This is a genomic window from Pseudoalteromonas obscura, assembly GCF_030135505.1.
GTDB lineage: Bacteria > Pseudomonadota > Gammaproteobacteria > Enterobacterales > Alteromonadaceae > Pseudoalteromonas > Pseudoalteromonas obscura.
On record NZ_JASJUT010000012.1, the window covers coordinates 24726 to 49149 of the forward strand.

General features: G+C 44.7%; 24 protein-coding genes. 17 read left to right on the top strand and 7 right to left on the bottom strand.

The features are described 5' to 3' along the window. Positions 1-6: 6 nt before the first annotated feature. From QNM18_RS21715 to cyaY, 3 genes are read right to left on the bottom strand one after another with little or no spacing between them, the layout of a single operon-like run. Positions 7-837 carry a DUF2914 domain-containing protein gene (locus QNM18_RS21715; RefSeq protein WP_284138414.1) on the bottom strand — a complete coding sequence of 277 codons (831 nt, stop codon included), beginning with the start codon at positions 835-837 and terminating at the stop codon, positions 7-9. A gap of 16 nt (positions 838-853) precedes the next feature. After that, the gene (locus tag QNM18_RS21720; RefSeq protein ID WP_284138415.1) at positions 854-1507 is read right to left on the bottom strand and encodes an alpha/beta hydrolase; all 654 of its coding nucleotides are present in this window, start codon (positions 1505-1507) and stop codon (positions 854-856) included. Continuing rightward, a complete protein-coding gene (gene cyaY / locus QNM18_RS21725) occupies positions 1507-1827 on the bottom strand; it encodes an iron donor protein CyaY (protein ID WP_023399056.1) in 321 nt (106 codons plus the stop codon). Before cyaY ends, QNM18_RS21720 begins: the two co-directional genes overlap by 1 nt. A 131-nt stretch (positions 1828-1958) precedes the next feature. Here cyaY and lptM point away from each other — a divergent pair, with 131 nt between their 5' ends. The 9 genes from lptM to QNM18_RS21770 all read left to right on the top strand — a co-directional run bounded on the left by lptM (position 1959) and on the right by QNM18_RS21770 (position 10461). Beyond that, positions 1959-2138: an LPS translocon maturation chaperone LptM gene (gene lptM / locus QNM18_RS21730; RefSeq protein ID WP_211012532.1), complete on the top strand. Its 180-nt coding sequence runs from the start codon at positions 1959-1961 to the stop codon at positions 2136-2138. After that, positions 2139-3395 carry a diaminopimelate decarboxylase gene (lysA, locus tag QNM18_RS21735; protein ID WP_284138416.1) on the top strand — a complete coding sequence of 419 codons (1257 nt, stop codon included), beginning with the start codon at positions 2139-2141 and terminating at the stop codon, positions 3393-3395. It abuts the gene before it with no gap. Positions 3396-3442: 47 nt separating this feature from the next. Then, positions 3443-4273: a diaminopimelate epimerase gene (gene dapF / locus QNM18_RS21740; protein ID WP_284138417.1), complete on the top strand. Its 831-nt coding sequence runs from the start codon at positions 3443-3445 to the stop codon at positions 4271-4273. After that, positions 4270-4896, top strand: coding sequence for a DUF484 family protein (locus QNM18_RS21745; protein ID WP_284138418.1), 627 nt, complete (start codon positions 4270-4272; stop codon positions 4894-4896). The genes dapF and QNM18_RS21745 overlap by 4 nt, the downstream gene beginning before the upstream one ends. After that, positions 4893-5813, top strand: coding sequence for a tyrosine recombinase XerC (locus QNM18_RS21750; protein ID WP_211012536.1), 921 nt, complete (start codon positions 4893-4895; stop codon positions 5811-5813). Before QNM18_RS21745 ends, QNM18_RS21750 begins: the two co-directional genes overlap by 4 nt. Positions 5814-5891: 78 nt before the next feature. Then, on the top strand, positions 5892-6593 hold the full coding sequence (locus QNM18_RS21755) for an HAD-IA family hydrolase (protein ID WP_284138419.1): 702 nt from the start codon (positions 5892-5894) through the stop codon (positions 6591-6593). Between the two features lie 148 nt (positions 6594-6741). After that, positions 6742-8265 (top strand): peptide MFS transporter, encoded by a 1524-nt coding sequence (locus QNM18_RS21760; protein WP_284138420.1) that lies wholly within the window; start codon positions 6742-6744, stop codon positions 8263-8265. 151 nt (positions 8266-8416) lie between these two features. After that, positions 8417-9295 (top strand): dTDP-4-dehydrorhamnose reductase family protein, encoded by an 879-nt coding sequence (locus tag QNM18_RS21765; protein ID WP_284138421.1) that lies wholly within the window; start codon positions 8417-8419, stop codon positions 9293-9295. Positions 9296-9318: 23 nt separating this feature from the next. After that, on the top strand, positions 9319-10461 hold the full coding sequence (locus QNM18_RS21770; RefSeq protein ID WP_284138422.1) for a TIGR02281 family clan AA aspartic protease: 1143 nt from the start codon (positions 9319-9321) through the stop codon (positions 10459-10461). An 11-nt stretch (positions 10462-10472) separates the two neighbouring features. On the opposite strand, the gene QNM18_RS21775 is transcribed toward QNM18_RS21770, so the two are convergent. Next, a complete protein-coding gene (locus QNM18_RS21775; protein ID WP_284138423.1) occupies positions 10473-11210 on the bottom strand; it encodes a hypothetical protein in 738 nt (245 codons plus the stop codon). A 242-nt stretch (positions 11211-11452) separates the two neighbouring features. Then, the gene (locus QNM18_RS21780) at positions 11453-11758 is read right to left on the bottom strand and encodes a DUF6482 family protein (protein WP_284138424.1); all 306 of its coding nucleotides are present in this window, start codon (positions 11756-11758) and stop codon (positions 11453-11455) included. Positions 11759-11878: 120 nt separating this feature from the next. Between QNM18_RS21780 and QNM18_RS21785 the strand changes: the two genes are divergently transcribed. After that, positions 11879-12589, top strand: a complete 711-nt coding sequence (locus QNM18_RS21785) for a pseudouridine synthase (protein ID WP_247687506.1) — start codon at positions 11879-11881, stop codon at positions 12587-12589. A gap of 11 nt (positions 12590-12600) precedes the next feature. Here QNM18_RS21785 and QNM18_RS21790 read toward each other — a convergent pair whose 3' ends face one another. Next, entirely contained in the window at positions 12601-12984 is a 384-nt protein-coding gene (locus QNM18_RS21790; RefSeq protein ID WP_211012543.1) for an MAPEG family protein, read from the bottom strand. Positions 12985-13278: 294 nt separating this feature from the next. Between QNM18_RS21790 and QNM18_RS21795 the strand changes: the two genes are divergently transcribed. Both QNM18_RS21795 and QNM18_RS21800 read left to right on the top strand, forming a co-directional pair. Next, complete coding sequence (locus QNM18_RS21795) at positions 13279-14166, top strand: DMT family transporter (RefSeq protein ID WP_284138425.1); 888 nt, start codon at positions 13279-13281, stop codon at positions 14164-14166. 112 nt (positions 14167-14278) lie between these two features. After that, a complete protein-coding gene (locus QNM18_RS21800; RefSeq protein WP_284138426.1) occupies positions 14279-15352 on the top strand; it encodes a GGDEF domain-containing protein in 1074 nt (357 codons plus the stop codon). Positions 15353-15356: 4 nt separating this feature from the next. Here QNM18_RS21800 and QNM18_RS21805 read toward each other — a convergent pair whose 3' ends face one another. After that, a complete protein-coding gene (locus QNM18_RS21805) occupies positions 15357-17657 on the bottom strand; it encodes a penicillin acylase family protein (RefSeq protein ID WP_284138427.1) in 2301 nt (766 codons plus the stop codon). 229 nt (positions 17658-17886) lie between these two features. On the opposite strand from QNM18_RS21805, the gene QNM18_RS21810 reads away from it, so the two are divergent. From QNM18_RS21810 to folE, 5 genes are all read left to right on the top strand, one after another. Beyond that, positions 17887-21216: an ATP-binding protein gene (locus QNM18_RS21810; RefSeq protein WP_284138428.1), complete on the top strand. Its 3330-nt coding sequence runs from the start codon at positions 17887-17889 to the stop codon at positions 21214-21216. Between the two features lie 99 nt (positions 21217-21315). Further along, positions 21316-21933, top strand: a complete 618-nt coding sequence (locus QNM18_RS21815) for a YceH family protein (RefSeq protein ID WP_284138429.1) — start codon at positions 21316-21318, stop codon at positions 21931-21933. Positions 21934-22022: 89 nt separating this feature from the next. Continuing rightward, a complete protein-coding gene (nadE, locus tag QNM18_RS21820; RefSeq protein ID WP_211012549.1) occupies positions 22023-22853 on the top strand; it encodes an ammonia-dependent NAD(+) synthetase in 831 nt (276 codons plus the stop codon). 245 nt (positions 22854-23098) lie between these two features. Beyond that, positions 23099-23806, top strand: coding sequence for a dihydromonapterin reductase (gene folM, locus QNM18_RS21825; RefSeq protein WP_284138430.1), 708 nt, complete (start codon positions 23099-23101; stop codon positions 23804-23806). A gap of 55 nt (positions 23807-23861) precedes the next feature. Beyond that, entirely contained in the window at positions 23862-24419 is a 558-nt protein-coding gene (gene folE / locus QNM18_RS21830; protein ID WP_023399034.1) for a GTP cyclohydrolase I FolE, read from the top strand. The last annotated feature ends 5 nt before the right edge of the window (positions 24420-24424 follow it).

The window sequence follows — 24424 nt, forward strand, 5'->3', positions numbered from 1 at the left end:
CGACCCCTAAGGAGCCTTTGCTAAAATTCGAAATGATTTTTGTGCCAACAATTGACCACTCTCAGTGATCACTTCAACTCGCCACTCTCCAGTTTGGCTCGGCATGATATTTTTGCTCGAGTAAGTGCGATATCTTGGTGTGCTGACTGGCAGAGAAATATCCGCCATTAGTTGGTCTTGATGAAACCATAAATGTTGCACTACCTGACCTTGCAGACCTTTGATCTCGGTAAAGAAAAATAGCTTTTCTTGAAATTTATTGGGTTCAACAAGATGCTTGAGCACATTGATAGGCTCACGGTTTTCAATACCCGATGTCAACACCGCACGGCTAATGTGACTGGTATCGACTTTGGCATTTAGCGCAATACTTGCCACATGAGCATCCGCTGCAAATTGTGTTTGTGAATTAGACACTTTTGGCTCATTGATAGGCGCAGGTTTGCTCGGCTCTGGTTCGCTTGCCTGAGGTTCATCTGCAACTGGCTCAACCATACCCACTTCAAGTTCGGGCGTGTCTGTATCTGCCACCAAAGAGGTTGGTATAACCAAGCTCTCTGTTTGCTCACTTGCCGATGTATCAACAGGTGTCAATATTGGCTGCTCGGCCTCATCACCTGATACAACCGCATTCGGTGCTAGCTGTAGCTCAGTATCTGTTTCATCAGCATATACGGACGTGAACACACCATATGACAACGCAGTCACACCAAAACCCGCTACGCACAATGCCGTGAAAATACGCCGCCAATGATATTGATAACCCACGGTTTCAACTCGGCGTGGCTGTGACGTGGCATCTGTCATTTTGGTTTTGATCACTATACGTTGAGTCATATGTATGTCCTGTTCACTATGACAAGCGTGAAATCAACCACGCTCGGATCGCTTTAAGTTCTTCAATGCACACTTGGTGCTCCATCGGGTAATCTTGCCAACTGACATCATACCCCTGCTCTACAAGCGTATTGTACGCAGTTTGTCCCGCTTGCATCGGCACCACAGGATCATGACTTCCGTGGGCCATAAATACGTTGAGTGCTGGCTGAATGGCTTCTGAGCCAAGCTTTTGTGGTGCACACATATACGTTGACAATGCCATCACACCTGCCAGTGTATCAGATAGGCGTGGCGCCAAATGTAAACTGATCACGCCCCCTTGCGAAAAACCAGCAAGAATGATTTTGTCTGCAGGTATTCCTGCTGCGATTTCTTGCTCAATTAATTGGGCGACAGCCGCTGCAGACTCACGAACACCGGCTTCATCTGCGCGGTTTTCAAGTTCCATACTTTTAATGTCATACCAAGCACGCATTTCCATGCCACCGTTGATCGTAACAGGTTGGATGGGGGCATGAGGAAAGACAAATCTGACGCCCAAAGATTCTGGTAAATCTAATTCCGGTGCGATTGGCAAAAAGCCATTGCCCGAGTCTCCTAACCCATGGAGCCAGATCACAGTCGCCTTGTGCTGCCCTTTTGCTGCATATTCTACAAATTCTAACATCAGTCGTGTTGCCACTCTATTTTTTGACCCGCTTGACGAGTAGCTGCATCAGCCATAAATTGCCAAAACTCAGCGCCCGAACGGTTATCTATCCATTTATCATCACGTAATTCAAAGTGATGGCCGTTAAATTTGGTTGCTACCCATACTTGATGCAATGGCGCTTGTTTGTTAATGATTATCTTAGATTGATCTGCAAAGATGATCTCTAAAATACCGGAAGCTGATTCATAATCTAAATCGGCATCGCAATCATCGATCTGTTCTTCGATAGTTAACATTAACGCTTCGGCTAATTGATGATACTCGTGATCTGTCATGACTAACTCCTTAAATACGGCTAAGCGAAGCCTTCTTTCCCAAAACAGGGAATAAATTTCAACCGCAAAAGCTGCTTTTTTCGCGAATTCTGTTACTCTGCGATTATAAAGGCACTGACATCATTAATCTAATGAAAGCGACATACACTCAATTTAGCTTACTTGCCCTAGCATTGACTAGCACCTTAACGTTAACAGCTTGCGGGCAACGTGGTCCACTGTATTTGCCTGAAGACGCGGATAAGAACCGCTCTTCAACATCACAGAAAAAAGCACCAGACAGCAAAAACACTGACGAAAAGGATAACTAAATGGACTTTTTCCAGTACAAAGACAATCAATTGTTTGCCGAACAAGTCGCTGTTAAAGATATTGCCGCGCAATACGGAACACCTTGCTATGTCTACTCACGCAAAACCCTAGAGCGCCACTACCGTGCGTTTACAGATGCCGCTGCCAAACACAAACATTTGGTATGTTACGCAGTAAAAGCCAATAGTAATATCGCAGTCCTCAATGTGCTGGCCAAGATGGGCGCAGGGTTTGATATCGTGTCAAAAGGTGAACTAGCACGCGTATTAAAAGCCGGTGGCGATCCGAAAAAAGTGGTCTTCTCTGGTGTCGCAAAAACCCGAGATGAAATCACTTACGCACTTGAGCAAAATATCAAGTGCTTCAATGTCGAATCTAAAGCAGAGTTAGAACGGATTTCAGAAATTGCTGCATGCATGCAAGTGCAAGCGCCAGTGTCTATTCGTGTAAATCCTGATATTGATGCCAAAACCCATCCTTACATTTCAACTGGGTTAAAGGAAAACAAATTTGGTATAGATATCAAACAAGCGTTTGACGTCTATCAACTTGCCTGTGCCCTACCCGGTATTCAAGTTGTCGGTGTGGACTTCCACATTGGCTCACAATTAACTGAAGTTGAGCCATTTTTAGCCGCCTTGGACAAGGTTCTTGCACTGATAGATACCTTGAAATCAGCGGGTATAGAACTCAAACATTTAGATATCGGCGGTGGATTAGGTGTACCTTACGATGGTGAAAAGCCGCCACATCCAAGCGCGTATGCCGCGCAGGTCATTGCTCGCCTTGAGTCTTACAGTAGCCTCGAATTAATCTTTGAACCTGGACGTGCCATTGCTGCTAATGCAGGTTTGTTAGTTACTAAAGTAGAGTATTTAAAACCGACCGCAGATAAGCACTTTGCTATTGTAGATGCGGGGATGAACGATATGTTACGCCCTTCACTGTATCAAGCTTGGCAGGAAATCATCGCCGTGACCCCAAGAAATGATGGCACACCGGAACACAACTACGATGTCGTTGGGCCTGTGTGTGAAACTGGAGATTTTATCGGTAAAGATCGCACACTGGCCATTTTACCAGGTGACTTACTTGCTCAACGCAGCGCGGGCGCTTATGGTTTTACCATGAGCTCAAACTATAACTCGCGTCCACGTGTGGCTGAAATAATGGTAGATGGTGATCGCGCACAAGTGATCAGAGCAAGAGAGACGCTTGAGTCTTTGTGGCAAGGCGAAACATTACTTTCAGAATAATAACAGCGATGATGCATCGCACTCAGCGGCTAGAATAGTAAGGTAATATGTTTGTAAATTTTTCAAAAATGCATGGCCTAGGAAATGACTTTGTCGTGATCGATAACGTCACACAAAACGTTTTCTTGTCACGTGATCAAATAAAAAAGCTCGCAGATCGACACTTTGGCATTGGATTCGACCAATTGCTCCTTGTTGAACCGCCTTATTCCCCTGATTTAGATTTTCACTATCGTATTTTCAATGCCGATGGCACTGAGGTTGAGCAATGCGGTAACGGCGCTCGCTGTTTTGCCCGCTTTATACGCATGAAAGGGTTGACCAATAAACACAAAGTCAGTGTTTCCACCAAAGGTGGAGACATCACCCTCTACACCGAAAAAGACGGCCAAGTCACGGTTAATATGGGTACACCCCAGTTTGTACCTCAAGACATTCCCTTTAAAGCACAGCAAAGTGAGCTAACCTATGTACTTAGAGCACAGGAGCAAACAATTTTTTGTGGAGTGGTCTCTATGGGCAACCCACACTGTGTAATTGAAGTTGATGATATTGATACTGCCGACGTAGATACATTGGGTCCCATGATTGAACATCATGAACGCTTTCCAAAGCGCACCAATGTAGGCTTTATGCAGATCATTAACCGAGAACATATCAAGCTTCGTGTCTGGGAGCGCGGCGCTAACGAAACACTGGCATGTGGCAGTGGTGCGTGTGGTGCTGTTGTAGTTGGTATCAAACAAGGCAAACTAGCAGATACAGTACGCGTCGATTTGCCAGGAGGGACATTGCAAGTACGCTGGAATGGCGGAAACAAACCAGTCAAAATGACTGGGCCCGCTGAACATGTATTTGATGGACAGGTAGCAATATGAGCCATAACCAAGATCCTATGTCAGCCCATGATGTCATGGCATTTTTGCAGAAAAACCCCAACTTTTTGTTAGAGCACCCCTATCTGCTGCTTGATATGAATCTACATGTGCAACACCATGGCGCGCCCAACCTTGCTTTAATGCAACAGCGCGTGCTGCGCGATGAAAATACTAAGCTCAAAAAGCAAATCGATTCTATGGTCGATTCAGCGCGCGAAAATGAACTGATTTTTAAGCTGTTCAGTGACTGTCAGCGCGCTCTGTGGTATTGCAATAACTTTCAAGAGTTAGCTGATATTTTGGCAGATACTTTGTCGCAATCTCCTAAGATTTCGGTCTGTCAACTCATCCCTTATGATGTGACACTGGAAGAGCTGGTGACCCGGCGATTCAACAAGCTCGCGCGCTACTTAGGACGATTAGACCTACAAGAACAGAAACTCTTGTTTAGCGGCTTTGCATGCCAGTCTGTGGCGCTTTATTTATTAGGCCCCAGTGACAAACCGACCGCCATTTTGGCTTTTGCCAGTGACTGTGCTGACCACTTTTCACCAAACAATGGAAACTTGTTCGTCAATGAACTGGTGTCATCGTTACAAATGAGGCTCAAGGAGCTGGCATGAGCGAGCACTCGCTCAGCGCAATTTGGCAAAAACCCATTGAGGAGTTTATGGCCTATCTGCGCTATGAAAAACAGTACTCACCTCATACATTGACACAGTACCAAACCCAATTGAGACTGGCTGCACAGTTTTTTTCGCCACACTGTCAGAGCTGGTTGAGTGTCAGTAGCGACTTGATCCGTCGCTTTTCAATGCATTTGCGTGCCAAGCAATACAACCCACGCAGCATCAATTTGAAGCTCAGTTGTATCCGCAGTTTATATAAATTTTTAAAAACCAAGCAAGTAACTGGATATAATTTACATGATCCAGCCGCAGGTCAGAAAGGACCGAAGTTTCAAAAACCCCTACCTAAAAACCTTGATGTCGACCAGATGATGCAGCTTTTGGATATTGATGACGAAGATGCACTCGCTGTTCGTGACAAAGCCATGATGGAATTAATGTACTCTAGTGGCTTGCGGATCAGCGAACTGGTCAATACCAATGTTCAGGATATCCGAGAAGGTGAAATTCGCGTATTGGGTAAAGGTAGCAAAGAAAGGGTAGTGCCTGTAGGTAGTAAAGCCCTCGATGCCATTGCTGCTTGGTTACAGGTACGGCCATTATTTGCACTTGATGGTGAGATTGCGATGTTCGTCAGCAAACGTAAGACTCGTATTTCGACTCGCCATGTGCGCGCAAGAATGAAGGAGTGGGGCATAAAGCAAGGCATTAGTGCAAATGTGCACCCCCATAAATTACGCCACTCATTTGCCAGCCATCTGTTGGAGTCAAGTGGTGATCTACGCGGTATCCAAGAGATGCTCGGCCACAGCAGCCTATCTGCTACCCAAGTATATACGCATGTAGATTTTCAGCACCTAGCTAAGGTCTATGACCAATCTCACCCGCGTGCTAAGCAAAAGAAACCCTAACCTACCCACACCGCTGACTTCACCATAACAGGGCTTTGGCATACAATGAACTCATTGTTGCCCAAACTAAAGATCACAATGCGATTTAATCGAGCGATTTCTCCCATCAAAGTTTTGAGCTTTGACCTAGACGACACCCTTTATAACAACCACCCTATTATTTTGGGTGCCATTGGCGCTATGCAAACTTATTTACAATCTATCCCGCAGTGGGCTGCCCAAGAAGACGACTATTGGCTGGCGTGTAGACAGTACATAGGTAACACACAGCCACACTTGCAAAGTGATGTCACGCAATGGAGGAAAGTTGCTCTAGAGTATGGCCTGTCGCAACTTGACCTAACACAAGAGGAAATTGAGCGACATACCCAGTTGGCATATCAAGCGTTTGCTGATGCTCGTAGCCAAATTACCGTCGCCACATCAGTGTTAACTCTATTGGATAAACTTGCACAAAAGTACACTTTGATCGCCATTACTAACGGCAATGTGGAAGTCGACAAATTCAATTTATCAGGGGTATTCGAGCGCGTGTATTTAGCAGGGCCAGATGGCCAAGCAAAGCCCGCTGAAGATCTGTTTAGACGCGCATGTCAGGATTTAAATGTACAGCCGCAGCAAATTTTGCACATAGGCGATAGTTTAGATACCGACGTACAAGGCGCCAACCTCGCAGGATGCCATAGCACCTGGTTAAACAACCAAGGTGTTAACTATAAATATCAAGGCCTTGCAGATATTGAAATCTGTGATATCCACCAGCTTAGTACACTGTGTTAGACACCAAACCCACGACTTAATTGGACGCGAGTTGCGTCCTTTTTGCGCACTGTCAATGCGCAATTAGTCTGCTAAAGTTGCATTCAATGTACAGATAACGTACTAATATTGGCTTTCAAATATAAAAATCATAGAATCGGAAGTCATTATGTCATCTCACGAAGCAGCTGCTGCTGAGTCATCAGACAACAAGTTAGACACGGGCTTTTTTGGTCACCCGCAAGGCCTTTCCACCCTCTTTTTCACTGAAATGTGGGAGCGTATGAGTTACTACGGTATGCGCGCACTGCTGGTATTATTTATGACTGCCAGCCTCCAAGAAGAGGGCTTAGCCTTTACTGTCGCTACCGCAACAGCCATTTATGGCCTGTACACCGGTGCGGTTTACTTCCTCGGATTGCCAGGCGGCTGGATAGCCGATAGGTTGCTAGGTGGACAGCGCACCGTCTGGTATGGCGGCATTATTATCATGTTAGGTCATATTGTGCTTGCCATCCCCGCCCAAAGTACTTTTTTCATTGGCTTAATTTTAGTCGCAATGGGCACAGGCCTGCTCAAACCCAACATCAGTGCAATGGTTGGTCAACTGTACAGTAGTGAAGATGTGCGTCGCGACAGTGGCTATGCCATTTACTATATGGGGATCAACATTGGTTCGGTGATCGGCTACATGGTATGCGGCTATTTTATGGAAAATGTTGGTTGGCACTGGGCATTTGGTGCGGCCGCTGTAGGTATGGCCATCGGCCTAGTGCAATACCGTTTCACCTTGGGCAGCATTGAAGGTGTTGGAGACAAGCCCAGTAACCCATTAACCCCGGCTGGCAGCAAAAAAGCTTGGTTTGCTATTGGTGCAATACTCGCCGCGACAGGTGCGATTGTCGGACTCACTTACGCAGGCAGCATAGTAATCAACCCTGTGGTGTTAGCTCAATATGTTGCTGTAGCGTTTACGGTAATTTTTCTCGGTTACTATGCCTATATCTATTTTGCTGGCAACTTAAATGCAGATGAAAAGAAAAAACTATGGGCGCTGTTTTTAGTCTGTGTCGCCTCAGCTTGTTTTTGGTCTGGTTTTGAACAAGCTGGTTCATCGTTAAATCTGTTTGCACAAGACTATACTGATCGTGTCATTGCGGGCTTCACCGTACCAACAGCTTGGTTCCAATCATCTAATTCATTCTTCATTATTATTTTATCCCCTTTCTTTGCAGCCCTCTGGATAAACTTAGCTAAACGCATGATCACACCATCATACAGCTTAAAATGTGCCATTGGTCTGGTGATTATGGCGAGCGGCTTTATTGTCATGTTCTTTGCCTCACAGTATGCAGCACAGGGCTTAAAAGTAGCGCCCATGTGGTTGATCACTACTTACTTTTTACACACTGTTGGTGAGTTATGCCTTAGTCCAGTGGCACTCAGTGCGGTCAGCAAGCTGTCACCTAAGCGTTTTGCCGGTCAAATGATGGGGATATTTGTACTTACTTATTCTATCGGTAATATTATTTCAGGCCTACTTGCGGGCAATTTCGATCCTGAACAAGTCGATCAAATTCCAAATCTATATTTGCAGATCAGCTTATTTGGTATCGGTGTGGGTATTCTTATTCTGTTATTTAGCTTCAGAGCTAAGATTTGGGAAGGGCAAACCCAGCAACAACCTGCATAATCAGTTCATAGAGATGCAACCCAAACGCGTGTTGCATCTCTAAACGCTGCGTGCCACTGATTACGCAGCTATGTTATTTCTCCACATTTCCCTTTTTTTACACCAAGTTCTAAGGTTAAGATAAACAGGTGTTTTAGGAGATGAATCAACCATGAAAAAAATCGTCGTTACAGGCGCAACGGGGCTACTCGGACGTGCATTGGTGAAGGTATTGTCACAGTCAAATACTGTCATTGGTACCGGTTTTCGCAGAGCCGCTCCGCCAATTGAGCAACTGGATTTACACGACCAAACAGCCATTACAGCCTTTTTAGATACACACCAACCTGAGGTGTTGGTGCACGCCGCAGCTGAACGCAAACCTGACATTTGTGAAAATGACCACCAAGCAACCATGGCTTTAAATGTCCAGGCGGCAGAATTTTTAGCGAGCCAATGCAAAAAAAGACACATCCAATTTGTCTTGGTCAGCACAGATTACGTGTTTGACGGTCAATCAGCCCCATACACAGAAAATGATGCAACTTCGCCAGTTAATTTTTACGGCCAAAGTAAAGCGCACGCTGAACTTGCGGTATTGGCAGCTTGCCCTGAACATACAGTAGTGAGAGTCCCAGTACTCTATGGTGACGTAAAATATTTAGCAGAGTCAGCCGTTACAATCATTGCTGAGCAAGTCATAAAAGACCGCAATAGCGCACATGATGATTGGGCAATACGTTACCCAACACATGTTGAGGATATCGCACTTACACTCAACGACTTATTAGCACAACCTCGCGACAAACAATGTGGTACTTTCCATATCTCAAACAACCAGCTGATGACCAAATACGCCATGGCAGTAGAGATTGCCAAGGCACTAGCGCTTGACACACAAGGCTTAGTCGCGCTACCAGAGCCATCGCAAACAGCGACAAGGCCATACAACTGTGCATTACAAGACACTAGGTTGCACACAATGGGTATAAAACATCATCGCGATTTTGCCACGGCAATAGCCAAAGTGCTGAGTCAGCACAGCCATTAAAGCAACATTGGGGACGTTCAATTATGCGATACTTTATTCGACTATTACTTGTCTGTTCCCTGTCTCTCAATGTCTATCTAGAATGGCAACGGCCACACTCGCTGCTAAAAAGTATGCTCTCCCACGCTGAGCCGCTACCGCAGAGTATCAATATGGATTCTATGTCCGATGTTCCGCACACTGACGTCCAACTAGTCAAAAAAGAATCCCCCTTAGAGCGAGCAGATCAAGCCTTTAAAGCGGGTGATTTACTCACCGCAGCGCGCCTGTGGCACGACAGTACAAATCCAACTCAGCACCTTAACACAGTACATGCATGGCTAACTGAGCTACGCAGAGATTTAAAGCTCAAAAGTGAGCAGCAACTTGCCAGTATCTTAATGTTTGTACAACGCATTCTAGCAGTAGTCCCCCAAGACTTTGCAGCGCTTAAATTAGAAGCAGATGTATATCTTGCGCAAGGAGAGCAAAATGAAGCGATTTATCGCTATATCAAGCTGTTGCACCTTTACCCTGAATATCAACATTTACAGGACATCATTGCAGCTTTGATCGCGCAACGTCTCAACCACCTCAAAGAACACAGCGATTGGCATGAAATAATCGCACAAGGGCAAATATGGCTCAGTGAGCAGCCTAATAACCTCCCTATCATTGCCGCCATTATCGAAGCACACTTAGCGCTCAATAACCCAGTAGAGGCAGAGTTATTGCTCTCGCAGCTCAGTGCTCAGCAGCAACGCCATAAAGCGATTGCGCCACTTAAAGATGTGCTTGAAAACGTCACACAGCAAGTCGAGCGAATTCCATTGGAACGCCGTGGTGAGCACTATGTTTTAAGAGCGCAAATAGCAGGGCAAGAAATTTCTTTAATGATTGATACGGGGGCTAGTATTACGGCACTGACAGCCGCCCAATTCGAACAACTCGCATATGACGTAAACTATTTAAACTCTCGTCGTGTGAGCACGGCTAACGGTATAACTGAAGTTCCTTTTTATATGAGTACGGGGATACAGATTGGTAGCAAGCAAAAAACCCCTTTTGAATTTGGGGTAATGGAGCAATCCCATTACGGGCCTGGGTTACTTGGCATGAATTTCTTGCGTCATTTTGAATTTGAAATAGATCAACAGCGAGCCGAACTGATTTTAAAACCAAGATAATTTACGGTGAATTATGCCGCACTAGACGCAGATAACCTTTTATTCATAAATGTCAGTTCAAGCGGCGCTGCCAAACAGTCTATGGATGCCGCTTTATCAACATCAACTCCATTGCTAGACACATAAACAATATCAAAGCTCTCTGACATACGCTCAATGAATGCTTCTACTTGCTTAATACATTGTGGTATTGGCGACAACTCGATCGTCACCACACTGAGCATGCTTTCCAGTGCAATGATATCATCAACTAAATGATATTCGTCGCAGGACATACTAATATTCAACATAGTGGCATTGTCATCTATCGTGCCATAGACTGCAATTAAGGTTTCTAAACTGATATCCACTTCATTGGTTTGTGTGCTAACACGACGGCGTAGCAACCGATTACTACTGCTGTAAAACGTATAAAGTAAGATTTGATTAAGCAGTGAGTCTGCATGACGCTTGCTTTGTTTTAGCTTGCCTGACAGTGCACTGCGCAATGACTTAACACCACTGCCAAAAGCCTCACTGAGCACCGATGATAAGCTGAGCTTGTGATCGACACCAATTATCTGGCATTCAGGATTGAGTGCCTGAAATGCTTTATCAAAGCGCCAATTGTCATTTGCACCCAACGAAAGTAATGTCTTTGTTCTCGAAATCGCACGAGCTGGGACCTGATGACCACGTTCATGCGGTCCACCTACTCGTACGAGATCACCACATTGACTCAATTGTCTCTGTAATTTATTGATCTCCACAACCAGTAACACCAATTTAACCCAAGTTATATTAAGTGTAACTCCAATATATATGATTGTTTTAATAAAGTGTGAACTTTTTTAAGAAAAGTAATTTTTCACACAATAAAATTTCATGCAAACCTTATGAGGGCCTTGTATTACTTGTAGTTTAACCACTATGACACAATTTAAAAAATTGATAATAACCGCACAATAAAGATATCAAGATCAGTAGAATCAAACACAATGTCAACATTTAGCTAGTATAACTTGTTGTCACCAAAGGGAACTTCAAGTAGGTTACTGCTTTGACGTACTGGCTGACCTATCATCTCGTCATAGGCGCTTTGCTGGCGTAACATCATTTTTTGATATGGCAGGTGCTGGACGAGCTTTTGCAGTGCCAGCGGGTTATGCGCTTTAATTCCTTTGCCCTGTGCGTCGACAACAATATATTCGGAATCGCCCAAGCACACGCTAAGTTGGTACAGTGCCTGATCGAGTGAGTTAATGATAAACTTTTCAATAATTGGTTTGTCTACCAGTGCCGCCAGTGTGATTTTCATAACAGACCTCCAAATATTGAGTTATACGCGTCATATTCCGATGGGGTTTATAGCAGATACATAACGATTGAGATTTGATATAATTTGCCCTTCTCTAATCCTGATTGTGGCTCCTCGTAAATGTCTGAAAACTCCCATATTGCTCCTATGCGTCTAGCTAAGTTCCTCAGTCATTGTGGAGTTTGTTCAAGGCGACAGGCATCTAGATTAATTGAATTAGGGCAAGTGCAAGTAAATGGCCGCGCAGCGAACCATATCGACCATGTCACAGAACAAGATGATATCTGGGTCAATGGACAAAAAGTCGTAGGACTGGCCCCCAAGTTACTTTATCTTTATCACAAACCAGTTGGCATAGACTGTAAGTTAAGTGAACAAGACCCTAGTAGCCTGCTCCATCACCTGCCAAAGGGCCCCCGTGTTTATCCAGTAGGTAGGCTCGATAAAGATAGCCGAGGCCTATTATTGCTCACCAATGACGGCGAGTTATGTCACGCGTTGATCCACCCAGATAAACATCAGGAAAAAGAATATATAGTCAAAGTTGATAAACCCATTGATGGTACCTTTTGTGAAACGCTGGCAAAAGGTGTGCCGGTCGACGGGCAAACTACCCTGCCATGCACGGTGGTTCAAATCGATGAACGAACATTTAAGATTGTGCTAAAACAGGGTCTCAACCGCCAAATCAGGAAAATGGCAAAACACTGTGGCCGACAAGTGATGGACTTGTACCGCGTGCGTATTGCCAACCTCATGCTCGATCCAATGACTGTGCCAGAGGGACAATATTGTCAGATCGATATCGCGGCGTTAGTATTATCCGTGTAGCGCTCTTCAGGCTATAAACACAGCGCAATCATACCTATGGGACAGGCAATGCCCACCAGCCAGCTCAATGAGCGCAACATGTCTAAATCACGCCAATAAAATACACAGTACAAGCACCTTGCCACAATATGAGTAATTGCAAGACCTTGAATTAGTGTGCCAGTAGTCTCAGTTGCGAGCACAATTGCGATTGCAAGACCAAATACAATCAGTGATTCAAAACAGTTGTAGTGCGCTGCAACAGCGCGGGCGCCAAGACCAGACAATTTGCTTTGTTGTGTTCTTGGCTGCTTATTGTCGTAGCCACCTTCTTTACCTGCGGCAATGATAATGGGGACTTTTGCTAAATAGGGTAGTAGTACACCGATCAGTGCACACACAATAATGACACTCATAAATACTCCTTGATGAACAATTGGCCACTATTTAAGCGCAATTTATCAAGAAATGAAATCATTCCAACCAATAGAGTCTATTTGGAAGAAATAAAGCCACCCAATCACATCCCAGTGGCTTTATGAGTAACATCGGCAATCAGTATATGCACCCAGATTGCAAAGCGCACTGCGACAGATTGTCGCAGTGCTGTCTAGTCACATTTAGAAATAGCCAATATCACAAAAATTCATTATGAAACAAGACATAACAGTTGTATTTTAACAACGCAGTTTTAAACAAAGGAGCAAATCATGGGGTGGTTTTTATTTACTTGTCTCGCCGCATTTAGCCAAGCTTGGCGTAATGCGCTACAAAGTCGCCTCAGCAAACAAGCCAGCGTCAACGCTGTGACTCTGGCTAGATTTATTTTTGCCACACCATTGGCTGGACTCTACTTATATTTCCTTTACTACTTTGATCCTGCTCCAACACCACAGTTCTCACATACCTTATTAATCTATATCCTAGGCGCCAGCATCATGCAGATCATCGCGACTGCGCTCATGGTAGTGCTATTTAAACAAAAGAACTTTGCAACGGGTGCAGGATTAGCAAAAAGTGAAGCCTTAATGGCGGCGATACTCGGTATGTTATTTTTTGGTTCGGCTTTGACATTCTTAGGCTGGATTGGCGTGCTGATCGGTGGGATTGCAGTTTTCCTACTCAGCGGATTCAGCTTTAAACAACTCAACTTTAAAACCGCAGCAATTGGTATCTTATGCGGCACCTGCTTTGCATTAACATCGCTGTGGGTGCGAGAAGCCGCGCTGACCTTGGCGCTACCTTTTCCACATAGTGCTGGCTGGGTTTTACTCTCTGTGCTCTGTTGCCAAACTCTCTTATTAAGTGGGTATGCCTGGCTTACAGAACCTCAAATTTGGAAATCGCTCAGAGCACATCTCCCAATCGTGTTGTTGATCAGCACTACCAGCTGCATTGGCTCTATCGGTTGGTTCAGCGCCATGAGTTTGCAGCACGTCGCCTATGTTAAAACCTTAGGCCAAATCGAAGTGTTTTTTACTATGTTAATCGCAACTTATTGGCTCAAGTCTCCGCCCAAAAAGCGCGATACGCTGGGGCTCAGTTTAATCGCACTCGCGGCTGTTTTAGTAATGGCGGATGATATTATCGCACTGTGATGCCCTCATTTGCACTGCATATTGTTCACCGCATCACTTATTCCCCAGCAAGTTTTCAGCTTGTAATACTTCTCCTATACTGTAGTAACGGTGAAATACAAATGGAGTTGGGGTGGCAACACGTCAACATTACTTTAGTCAGCCAGATACTGTCGAACTGGTAAAAAACCGCTTGTTCAAACAGCTGGCTTATTACTGTTTGGCGCTTCACAGTCTGTTGCTGGTTTTCTTTTGGTACTGTGATATTTGGGTATTAGCCGCAGTTAATGTCGGCAGTGTGATTGCGTGGTCTGTGGGGATCAAACTGTTATACATGCACCAAACCCCTCTGGCCCTGAGACTGTTTTGCATTGAAGTTACAGTGCACTCCGTTTTCGTGTGTGCCACACTGGGCATGGACTATGGGTTTCAATATTATCTTTGGACCATTGCCAGCCTTATCTTGCTTGATTATCAACTCAAATTGAAATTTGCGTCAGCGCTGGCTCTGTTATTAATACTTACGTTTGCCATGCTCTTTGAACTGTTCAACACGGTACAAAACACTTTTTTATTCAGTGAATTTGCACCTTATATTCACTTTATCAATGTGCTTATATGTGCCCTACCCAATATTTATACCATTGGCCATATTAGAGAGGTTTCATTTTCAAACCGTTATCAACTCGCCCAGATGGCCGCCATCGATCCCCTGACTAACCTATTTAACCGCCGCTACGCTAAAGAACTGATCAACAATGCTCAAGAGAATAGTATTGAAACATCACAGCAATTATCCGTCATCATGGCCGATATTGATCACTTTAAAACCATTAATGATAAATATGGTCATGAAATAGGTGATGAGGTTCTTATTGAAGTTGCATCGAAAATACAGCAACACACATTACACTCAGACATTGCGGTACGGTGGGGAGGAGAAGAGTTCTTACTGGTGCTCGTCAACTGTGATTTAACCACAACGCAAGCTCGTATTGAAAGCTTGCGCCGTGACATTGCAACGCACGCGTTTAATGATCAGCGCCTGCCTGTCACCATGAGTTTTGGCATTGCTCAGTGGCATCCTGCGTTGCCGTTTCGAGTTGCCGTCAAGCTCGCTGATGATGCGTTATATATGAGTAAAGCTAGAGGGCGAAACCGCACCACCAGCGCCCACTCAGATGCGGTTCAACACTCTCTACAATAACTTTTTACTGAGCCGAAAACGTAATGGTGTGCTGTATACTACCAGGTAACAAAGGTGTCAGTTGACCTTCAGCATATGCACCAAAGCCCTTGCGATAATAAGGTGATAGAGGGTGACCGCTTTGTCCCCCTGCAACCGTCATTACTGCATTTTCCAAATGACCCGGCTGAGCGATAAAGCGCTGCGATGCACCAAAACTTTTTCCCTGAACTGCAGGCATAAAACTATCGCCAAACCCGGGAACAGCGGGCATATCTAAAAAGCGGCTCAAAAATGGCATTTGCTGACTAAATGGATGCTGTACGGTCAAAGTATTCACCTCGCCCCATGTCCAATTAGCCATTCCAGCGCCAAATTGAGTTTGCAGCCTAGCATGAGTACGTAAATATGCCGCTTCTAATAAGTGCTGCCAATCTTGATGCCCCGCTAACCAAGCACGGGGCTGTGTTTGGATCAACTGCCACAAGGCTGGCTCAAAGTAGCGCGCTAAATGTGCCAGTGTTTCATCTTGGCCTTGCAGATACTGCTCAACGGGGCTAAAAACAATATCGATCACACTCTTTCTAAAAAACTTCACTAGGGTATAACCGACTGAACCCGTGCATGCGCAAGCTTGCCAATTAGCCAAATGGGCCAGCGCCTGTTTGTAATTTTGCTCTTTTCCTGACGCACTTGTGAGTGTATTCACCAACAAGTCATGCCATGGCATTAAAAAGCGCGCTTCATTGTCTAGTTGCAGTTTATTGAAATCTGTTTCAGTAAATTGTTCAGCTGCCAGCAATCGGTCTCGAATTTGAACTGCACGCGCTCCCAACGCGTATCCTCCATCGCCAAAGCGGCGATGATCTATAGCCGACATCACTCGTGAATTAGCAGTCCATAGCTTGCCATTGTCGGGATTGATCACTTGTGGACGAACCGCTTCATTCGCTTTCCAAAGCAATGATTCTGCTCGCACAGATGGGACAGCCAAATCACTGGGAAAGACTCGAGATGGCAAAGCGCCTATCGGTTGCCAAGCCGCATTACCCCGATTATCAACTACCATCAGGTTTTGTACTGGGATCCCGACATCAGTTGCGACCTTGAGTGCTTGTTCTACAGATTCCACTTGCTCCAACTTTAGCAAGTTCAGATTTACAGCATAAGGTTGATGTGCAACCCATTGCAGCGCATAACGCTTATTGTTGAACTGCTTAACTGGACCAAATTGGCTCATAGGGAGCGAGTAGGTCCGCACCTCACCATTTGGCAGCTTGATCTCTTCAAGTACCGTTTGCACCTCATCTTGCTCTGATAGCTCAATCCAATCTGCTGTATCCAAATACCCATTGGTAAAACCCCATGCAATATGCTCATTGCTACCAACCACAATGGCAGGCACGCCAGGTAAACTGACACCTGTTACCGTCACAGGCTTAGCTGAGTCAGCATGGTAATTTAGTTGAGCACGATACCAAATGGACGGCACATTAAGGCCAAGATGCATATCGTCAGATACCATCGCAGCACCTGTTTCAGTCAAACTCCCAGTCACAGCCCAATTATTACTGCCGTAAACAGGAGTTGCCTCAATGTGTGTCACATTTTTCGCAACATTAACTGACGGTGTCAAAGCAGGGATCGGCACTGTCGCTGTGGACAACTGGCTGCCATCCAGTGCAGCTTGGAATTGACTTGGCTGAAGAATAAAGTCGACCATAGGCTGGCCAAACTGCTCAGCAATATGGATCAGTGTTTTATCTCTTTTGAACGTGGCAGTCTGTAAGTCGAGATACATACTGAATATAACTAACAAGGAATCCGCAGGACGCCAATCTTTGGCTTGAGCACCAAGCAATAGATATTCGAAGTTTGACATGCCTGATTGCAGTCGACCATCATTGACGCCTTGAGCGTAAACTTGTAGTAAGGTTTGCTCCGCTGCGCTCAAAGTTGCAAAAATCTCTTCACTACGCTTTCTGAACTGATGAAACCGAAGGGATTTATCAAGTGAAACAGCCCCTTCACCAAAAAGCTCACTCAACTCACCGGCGGCATTTCGACGCAGTAAGTCCATCTGGAAGAAACGATCCTGACCATGCGCATAACCCATCGTATATGCTGCATCTTGACGATTTTGCGCATGGATCACTGCCTGCCCTAGCGCATCCCGACTCAGTTTGCTGTTTGCTTGCAAATTGCTGCTTTGAGTATGACCATCCAAAGCAGGTAAACTCAGTGAGAGTACCCCATATATTGCTGCTGTAAGCGTCAATATGCCTATAACTAAGACCGAGACACTAATCCTAAACCATTTCAACATATACTTTCCTTTCTACAAATAAGCGGGTGATACGCACCGTTGCAACTTACTCTATTCGCCAACACAGTTATAGCAATTCATTTCACCACGTTCAAAGACACTTTTGATGCTTTAAATTTACGACGCTTTTTTTGCAATTTATTTAAGCTTGGTTTAAACAAGGTTTGATTTGGCGACTTTTAGGCAAGACAACTATAGTTAAATAATTCATGGATCCGACAGATAAAACATGCAAACTGAGAATGTTGTGCCGCCAAGGAAAGCAATATTATCCAAGCTTGGAGTGTTAATGCTACTGACGGTGATCATCGCCACGGGTTGGTATGTTGACCGTGTTAACCATAAGCACCTCATAGAAGTACAAAAAAACCGTACTTATGAACAAGTCAATGTCTACCGTACCCGCATAGAGGGACAACTTGCAGCTAATATTCAATTAGTGCGTGGGCTTGCAATTGCTCTTGCCAATGAAGAGCAACTCAGCCAACAAAAATTTTCAAATATAGCATCCCCTTTATTCGAGTCGGATGACATACTGCGCAATTTGGGCGCAGCACCGGATATGATCTTACAGTTTGTCTATCCACTCGAGGGCAATGAAAAAGCAATCGGGTTAAACTACCGCACTCACCCTACTCAACGAATTGAAGCGCTAAAAGCTCAGGAAACCAGAGAAATCGTATTAGCAGGCCCCCTTCAGCTTGTCCAAGGCGGAGAAGCGTTAATAGCACGGGTGCCCGTTTTTAATTCCGAGGATCAGTTTTGGGGGCTACTCTCAGTGGTCATTGATATGCAAAAATTGTATCAAAGCGCCCGACTAAATGAACTGGAAGACAACTACCAAATTGCCATTCGTGGACAACACGCTCGTGGAGAACAAGGAGCCTATTTTTATGGCTCAAGTGATATCCAACACCTCAATCCACTATCCTTTGAGATAAATGTGCCTTCTGGCTCTTGGTTGCTCTATGCTGCACCAAGGTTTGGTTGGTCAGGAGAGGATTCTGCACTGTGGCCGTTTCGACTGGCACTGCTCACTATCGTGATAATATTTGTTGTCGCTTTTATCTTTTTTACGCGCTTGCTAAAACAGCTTGAAGATCAAGCCAACTCCTTAACCAGTATGGGATCTTTAGCTGAAGTTGGAGCATGGGCTGTGGAATTGAGTAACCATCACATCAACTGGTCCACAGTGACCAAGCAAATTTTTAATGTACCAACACATTACCAACCCTCGTGGATGGGCAGTACCGAGTTTTTTAAAGAGGGTGCACAGCGTAAGAAATTTCAAGATGCCATGAGTACAGCTATTAAGAAGGGTCAGGGTTTCCAAGGAGAGTTTTTAGTAGTTCCTAAAGATAAACCTCCTTGCTGGGTGCTTATCAAAGCACAAACTAAAACTTCGGGTCGCAAAACACTCGAAGTATATGGTTCAATTCAAAATATCCATCAGCGTAAAACCATGGAAGTCGAGCATGAAAAAGTCGCCAAAAACAATGAGCTTTTGGCCCAGCTTAGCACTCATGAAGCCATATTAAACAACCACTTAGATAGAGCGCAAGAATTGTGTATTGACACGACCTGCCAAGGTGTCAACGCATCCCGAGCCAGCATCTGGCTATTCAGTGAGGAGCAAACTCACCTCTACCCGGTCTGTTTTAGTAATACTAAAAAAGACAGCTTACAGCACTACCCTCCATGGCGAAAAACCTCTCAGGCTGCGCTGTTTAGTGCTCTGGCCGATAAAAATATCATCGAAGCGTGGGCGGCAAAAAGCCACCCTGTAACCCGAGTGATCAATGAGCAATATCTCTCGCCATTTGAAATAGATGCAATTGTATTTGTGCCCATATTTTTTAAAGACACGCTATACGGCACGTTAACAGCGGAGTTTACTACCGCATATCCACAATGGACCCAAAGTGATAAACGTTTTTTGAAAGCCATTGCAGCCATGCTGGCAAGCCTGTTTAGTAGTCAACAGCAGCAAAAAGCACAACATAAGGCGATCATGGAAAAAGAATTGGCGGAGCAATCCGCCAAAGTCAAAGCATCCTTTTTGGCCAGCATGAGTCATGAAATTCGTACTCCAATGAATGGCATACTCGGTATGCTGAATATCTTGAGTGGTTCGACCTTAAATGACGGGCAAAGACGCCATTTAACCTTAGCCCAGAGCTCTGCGGAGTCTTTATTAACTATCATCAACGACATTCTCGATTTTTCAAAAATCGAAGCCGGAAAAATGTCAATTGATACGGTGCAATGTGACTTAATTCAGATTATTAGTGACTGCTTTTCAGCCTTTGCCCCTAAAGCCATTGAGCAGCATACCGAGCTGTTTCTCGACAGCCGTAATATGCAATATCAATTTGCGAAAACAGATCCACACAGATTAAAACAAGTACTGAACAACTTGATCAGTAATGCCATCAAATTCACTGAAAATGGCAAGATCACCCTAACTTGTTATACAGAGCAAAGTAACCAAAACACGCGATTATGGTGTAGTATCGAAGATACAGGCATTGGGATCAGCAAAGCACAGCTCGACAAAATCTTTGACTCATTTACACAGGCTGATCCCTCCACCACTCGCAAATTTGGCGGTACTGGGCTAGGCCTAACCATCGCCAAACAGCTGTGCGAATTACTTGGCGGGGCGCTGCATGCTTATAGTAAGCTCAGTGTTGGCAGCACTTTTACTTTTTATATTGAACTGCAAGATGCACAGCCCATAAAAGCGTTAGACAGTACCAGTGACTACCTGCTTATAATAGACCAGCACGCTCAAACAGAGCTGAGTGCGCGGCACATGCTCAATGCATGGCGAGTTCCGACAGAGCACTTTTTAACTATTCCAGATGCCCTTGAGTTTTGTGAATCACAGTGCAACTCTCATCCCGCGCTTATCGTCACAGCCACAGTATTAAATCACAGTACAGAGTTGGTTTCACAAGCCTTGTTTACGTTTATAAAAAAGCATCAACTCAACTACGCCATTTTGTGCCACACACCTGAAGAACTCGATGCATTGCCGCATGCTCACGACTGCAATACCATACTTGCACCACTCACACCTGCCAACGCGCTGGCACTGGTGCAAAAAAGGCCCACTGCCAAATCAGAGAACCAAGATGTGCAGCTCAATTGCTCTGTTTTGTTAGTCGAAGATAACAAAATCAACCAAACTGTGGCACTTAGCTTACTTGCCAAAATAGGCATAAAGGCACAGTGTGCAACCAATGGCCGCCTTGCAATAGAGCATTTACAAAGCCTAGAGCAACCCTATGATGTGATCCTGATGGACTGTCAAATGCCAGAAATGGATGGTTACACAGCCACCCAAGAAATACGCCATGGAAAATGTGGTAAGCAGCATCAAGACACTATAATTATCGCACTCACCGCAAATGCAATGGAAGGCGATGAAGAAAAGTGCCTAGCCGCAGGTATGGACGCCTACTTGAGCAAGCCAATCAATTTTGATTTGTTGACAAAATCACTACAAGAATGGACTGGCTCAACTAGGAAAATATCTTTAAATAGCATAGAGTAAAGCAAATTACTGACACCCTTATTTCGATTTGGTTCCTTGCCACAAAGCCAACAAGCGGTGTCCAAACTTCGTTTACGATACTACTTGAAAAGGGAAACTATGAAGCTCACTAAAATCGAACAACGCTTGATTGGTTGTTTGCTGGAAAAAGAAACCACCACACCGGATCAATATCCTCTTTCTGTAAATGCACTGACCAATGCCTGCAACCAAAAGTCGAATAGAGAGCCCGTACTAGCGCTCACAGAAGCTGAGGTTTTAGATGGTCTGTCAGAACTGAAATCTCAGCGTTTAGTTATGTGTGATGAAGCTTTGTCAGGCCGTGTTTCTAAATACACTCACCGCTTTTGTAATACCGAGTTTAGTAGCCTGCAATTAAATGAGCAGCAGCGAGCTATTGTATGCTTGTTACTTTTACGCGGCCCACAAACGCCAGGTGAGTTACGTACTCGTAGTGGCCGTCTTGCCGAATTTGCCAATGTAACCGAGGTGGAAGAAGCGCTCAATCAATTACAGCAACAAGAACTGGTGGTGAAATTAGAAAGAGAACCAGGTAAGCGAGAAAGTCGCTATCAGCACCTATTTGGTGACGTGCCAGATCAAGCAGACAACCCCACGGCATCCATTGATGAGCCAGGTGAGCTCAACGCTCTGTTAGAAGAAATCAATCAATTAAAGGCTGAGCTAAAAGCAATCAAACAACATTTGGGGCTTTAAATTGCCTGTGGCAAAAAACATCGTTGCCCCAAGACTGACGGATCTATTAAACTGTTTGTGAAGATTATGAAGAGGCCTGAGGATATTCAATGCGCGAAGCTATAATTGCCGAAATGAAAGTTAAACCTTCTATTAATGTAACCGAAGAGATCACTCGTCGAGTGCAGTTTATCAAACAGCGTTTGCTTTCAGCACACTGCACCAGCCTAGTCCTTGGGATCAGCGGTGGAGTAGATTCTTCCACGTGCGGTCGTCTTTGCCAGCTAGCAGTAGATGAATTGAACCAAGAACAACAAGATAAATCTTATCAATTTATCGCTATGCGTCTTCCCTATGGTGTGCAAGCAGATGAAGACGAGGCACAAATGGCGATGAATTTCATTAAGCCAACTACACGTCTTACCGTCAATATTAAACCTGCCGCCGACGCGATGCATGAGCAAGCTATTCAAGCTATGAAAGATGCAGAATTAGCACTCCCAGCACAAACGCAAATTGATTTTGTCAAAGGTAATGTAAAAGCTAGGCAGCGTATGGTTGCTCAGTATGAAATTGCGGGGCTGAGTGCAGGCTTAGTTGTTGGTACAGACCATAGCGCAGAAAACATCACCGGGTTTTACACCAAGTTCGGTGACGGAGCCTGTGATCTGGCACCACTATTTGGACTGTCTAAACGTCAAGTGCGCTCATTGGCTGCACAGTTAGGCGCACCTGCACAGCTTGTCGAAAAAGTGCCAACGGCTGATCTTGAATGCGATCGCCCCGGCTTGGCCGACGAAGCTGCGCTCGGCTTAAGTTACGATAATATTGATGACTTTTTAGAGGGTAAACCAGTTTCACAGGAGGTTGAAGAAAGACTGATTGCGATTTATCAACGCACTCAGCACAAGCGTCAGCCTATTCCCACCGTATATGACTAAACCCTAGTCTAATAAATCCTATTGGGTGCGCTTAGCACCCAACGCTATTTTTATTCCAGCCGCCACTATTTAACAAAATAGTTACACATCTGTGTACAGCCAATAAAAACTCATGCTAAGTTAGTGATCATAAAGGTAACTTATCCCGTAATATCTATTATGTGTATCAGCTGGTGGCACTTGACCCATTCAACCTCAAATTTGAATTTGAATGTACCACAAGATACTAATTTTAAAGGAAACCAATGGAAGCCCCTATTTTAATCACAGGTGGAGCACAGCGTATTGGGCTTGCACTCGCTCGGCACTTCATCGCAGCTAACGTACCACTCATAGTCACCTATCGAACGCGCCACAATTCGGTGGAAGAATTAGCTGCACAAGGCGTGAAGTGTATACAAGTTGACTTCAACGAACCAAACGCCATCGATAAACTTGTTCATCAAGTCAGTGAGTATACGCCAGCGTTGCGCGCCATAGTGCATAATGCTTCGAGTTGGGATTGTGAAAAACTCAATCCGAATCACGATGCCCTGTTTGATGATATGATGCGCATACACGCCAAAGTACCCTACTTGCTCAATATGGCGCTAGCCCCGCTACTACAAGCATCACAAGAAGTGACTGACATAATTCATATTACGGATTATGTCGCGGAAAAAGGCAGCCCCAAACACATTGCATACGCTGCAAGCAAAGCTGCCTTAGACAATTTAAGTCGCTCTTTTGCAGCCAAATATGCGCCTGACATTAAAGTCAATTCAGTGTCTCCATCACTTATTATTTTTAATGAGCACGACGATGAAGCTTATAAAGCCAAAACCCTTAAAAAGTCGCTCATGGGCATAGAGCCCGGTTGCAAAGAAGTCATTGCAAGTATTGAGCTCTTACTCAACAGCAACTATATAACAGGTAGAACACTCGCCGTTGATGGTGGCAGGCATTTAAAGTAAGTTTGGGTTTGATGCATTGATTTAAGCCCAAGCACAAATTTTGTGAGTTATTATTATGCATGAAGAATTAAAGAACAGTTACACAGAGATCATTAACGCCGTTGGTGAAGACGCAGACAGAGAAGGGCTGTTAGACACGCCTAAGCGTGCGGCCAAAGCGATGGAGTACTTAACTCAAGGTTATCGACAAACTTTAGATGAGATAACCAATAATGCGGTGTTCTCATCTGATGCTGACGATATGGTATTGATCCAAGACATCGAATTGTACTCAATGTGTGAACATCATCTGCTCCCTTTTGTTGGCCGTTGCCACATTGCTTACATTCCCAATGGCAAAGTGTTAGGCTTATCTAAATTTGCTCGAATTGTCGACATGTATGCACGCCGCTTTCAAATTCAGGAGCAATTGACTCATCAAATTGCCAAAGCTGTTGAAGAAGTGACGGGTGCACGAGGTGTTGGTGTGATTGTCGAAGCAAAACACATGTGCATGATGATGCGTGGCGTAGAAAAGCAAAACTCGAAAATGCGCACCTCAGTCATGTTAGGTAACTTCAGAGAGGATGCAAAAACTCGCAATGAGTTTTTACAACTCGTCAAACACGACTAAATTGC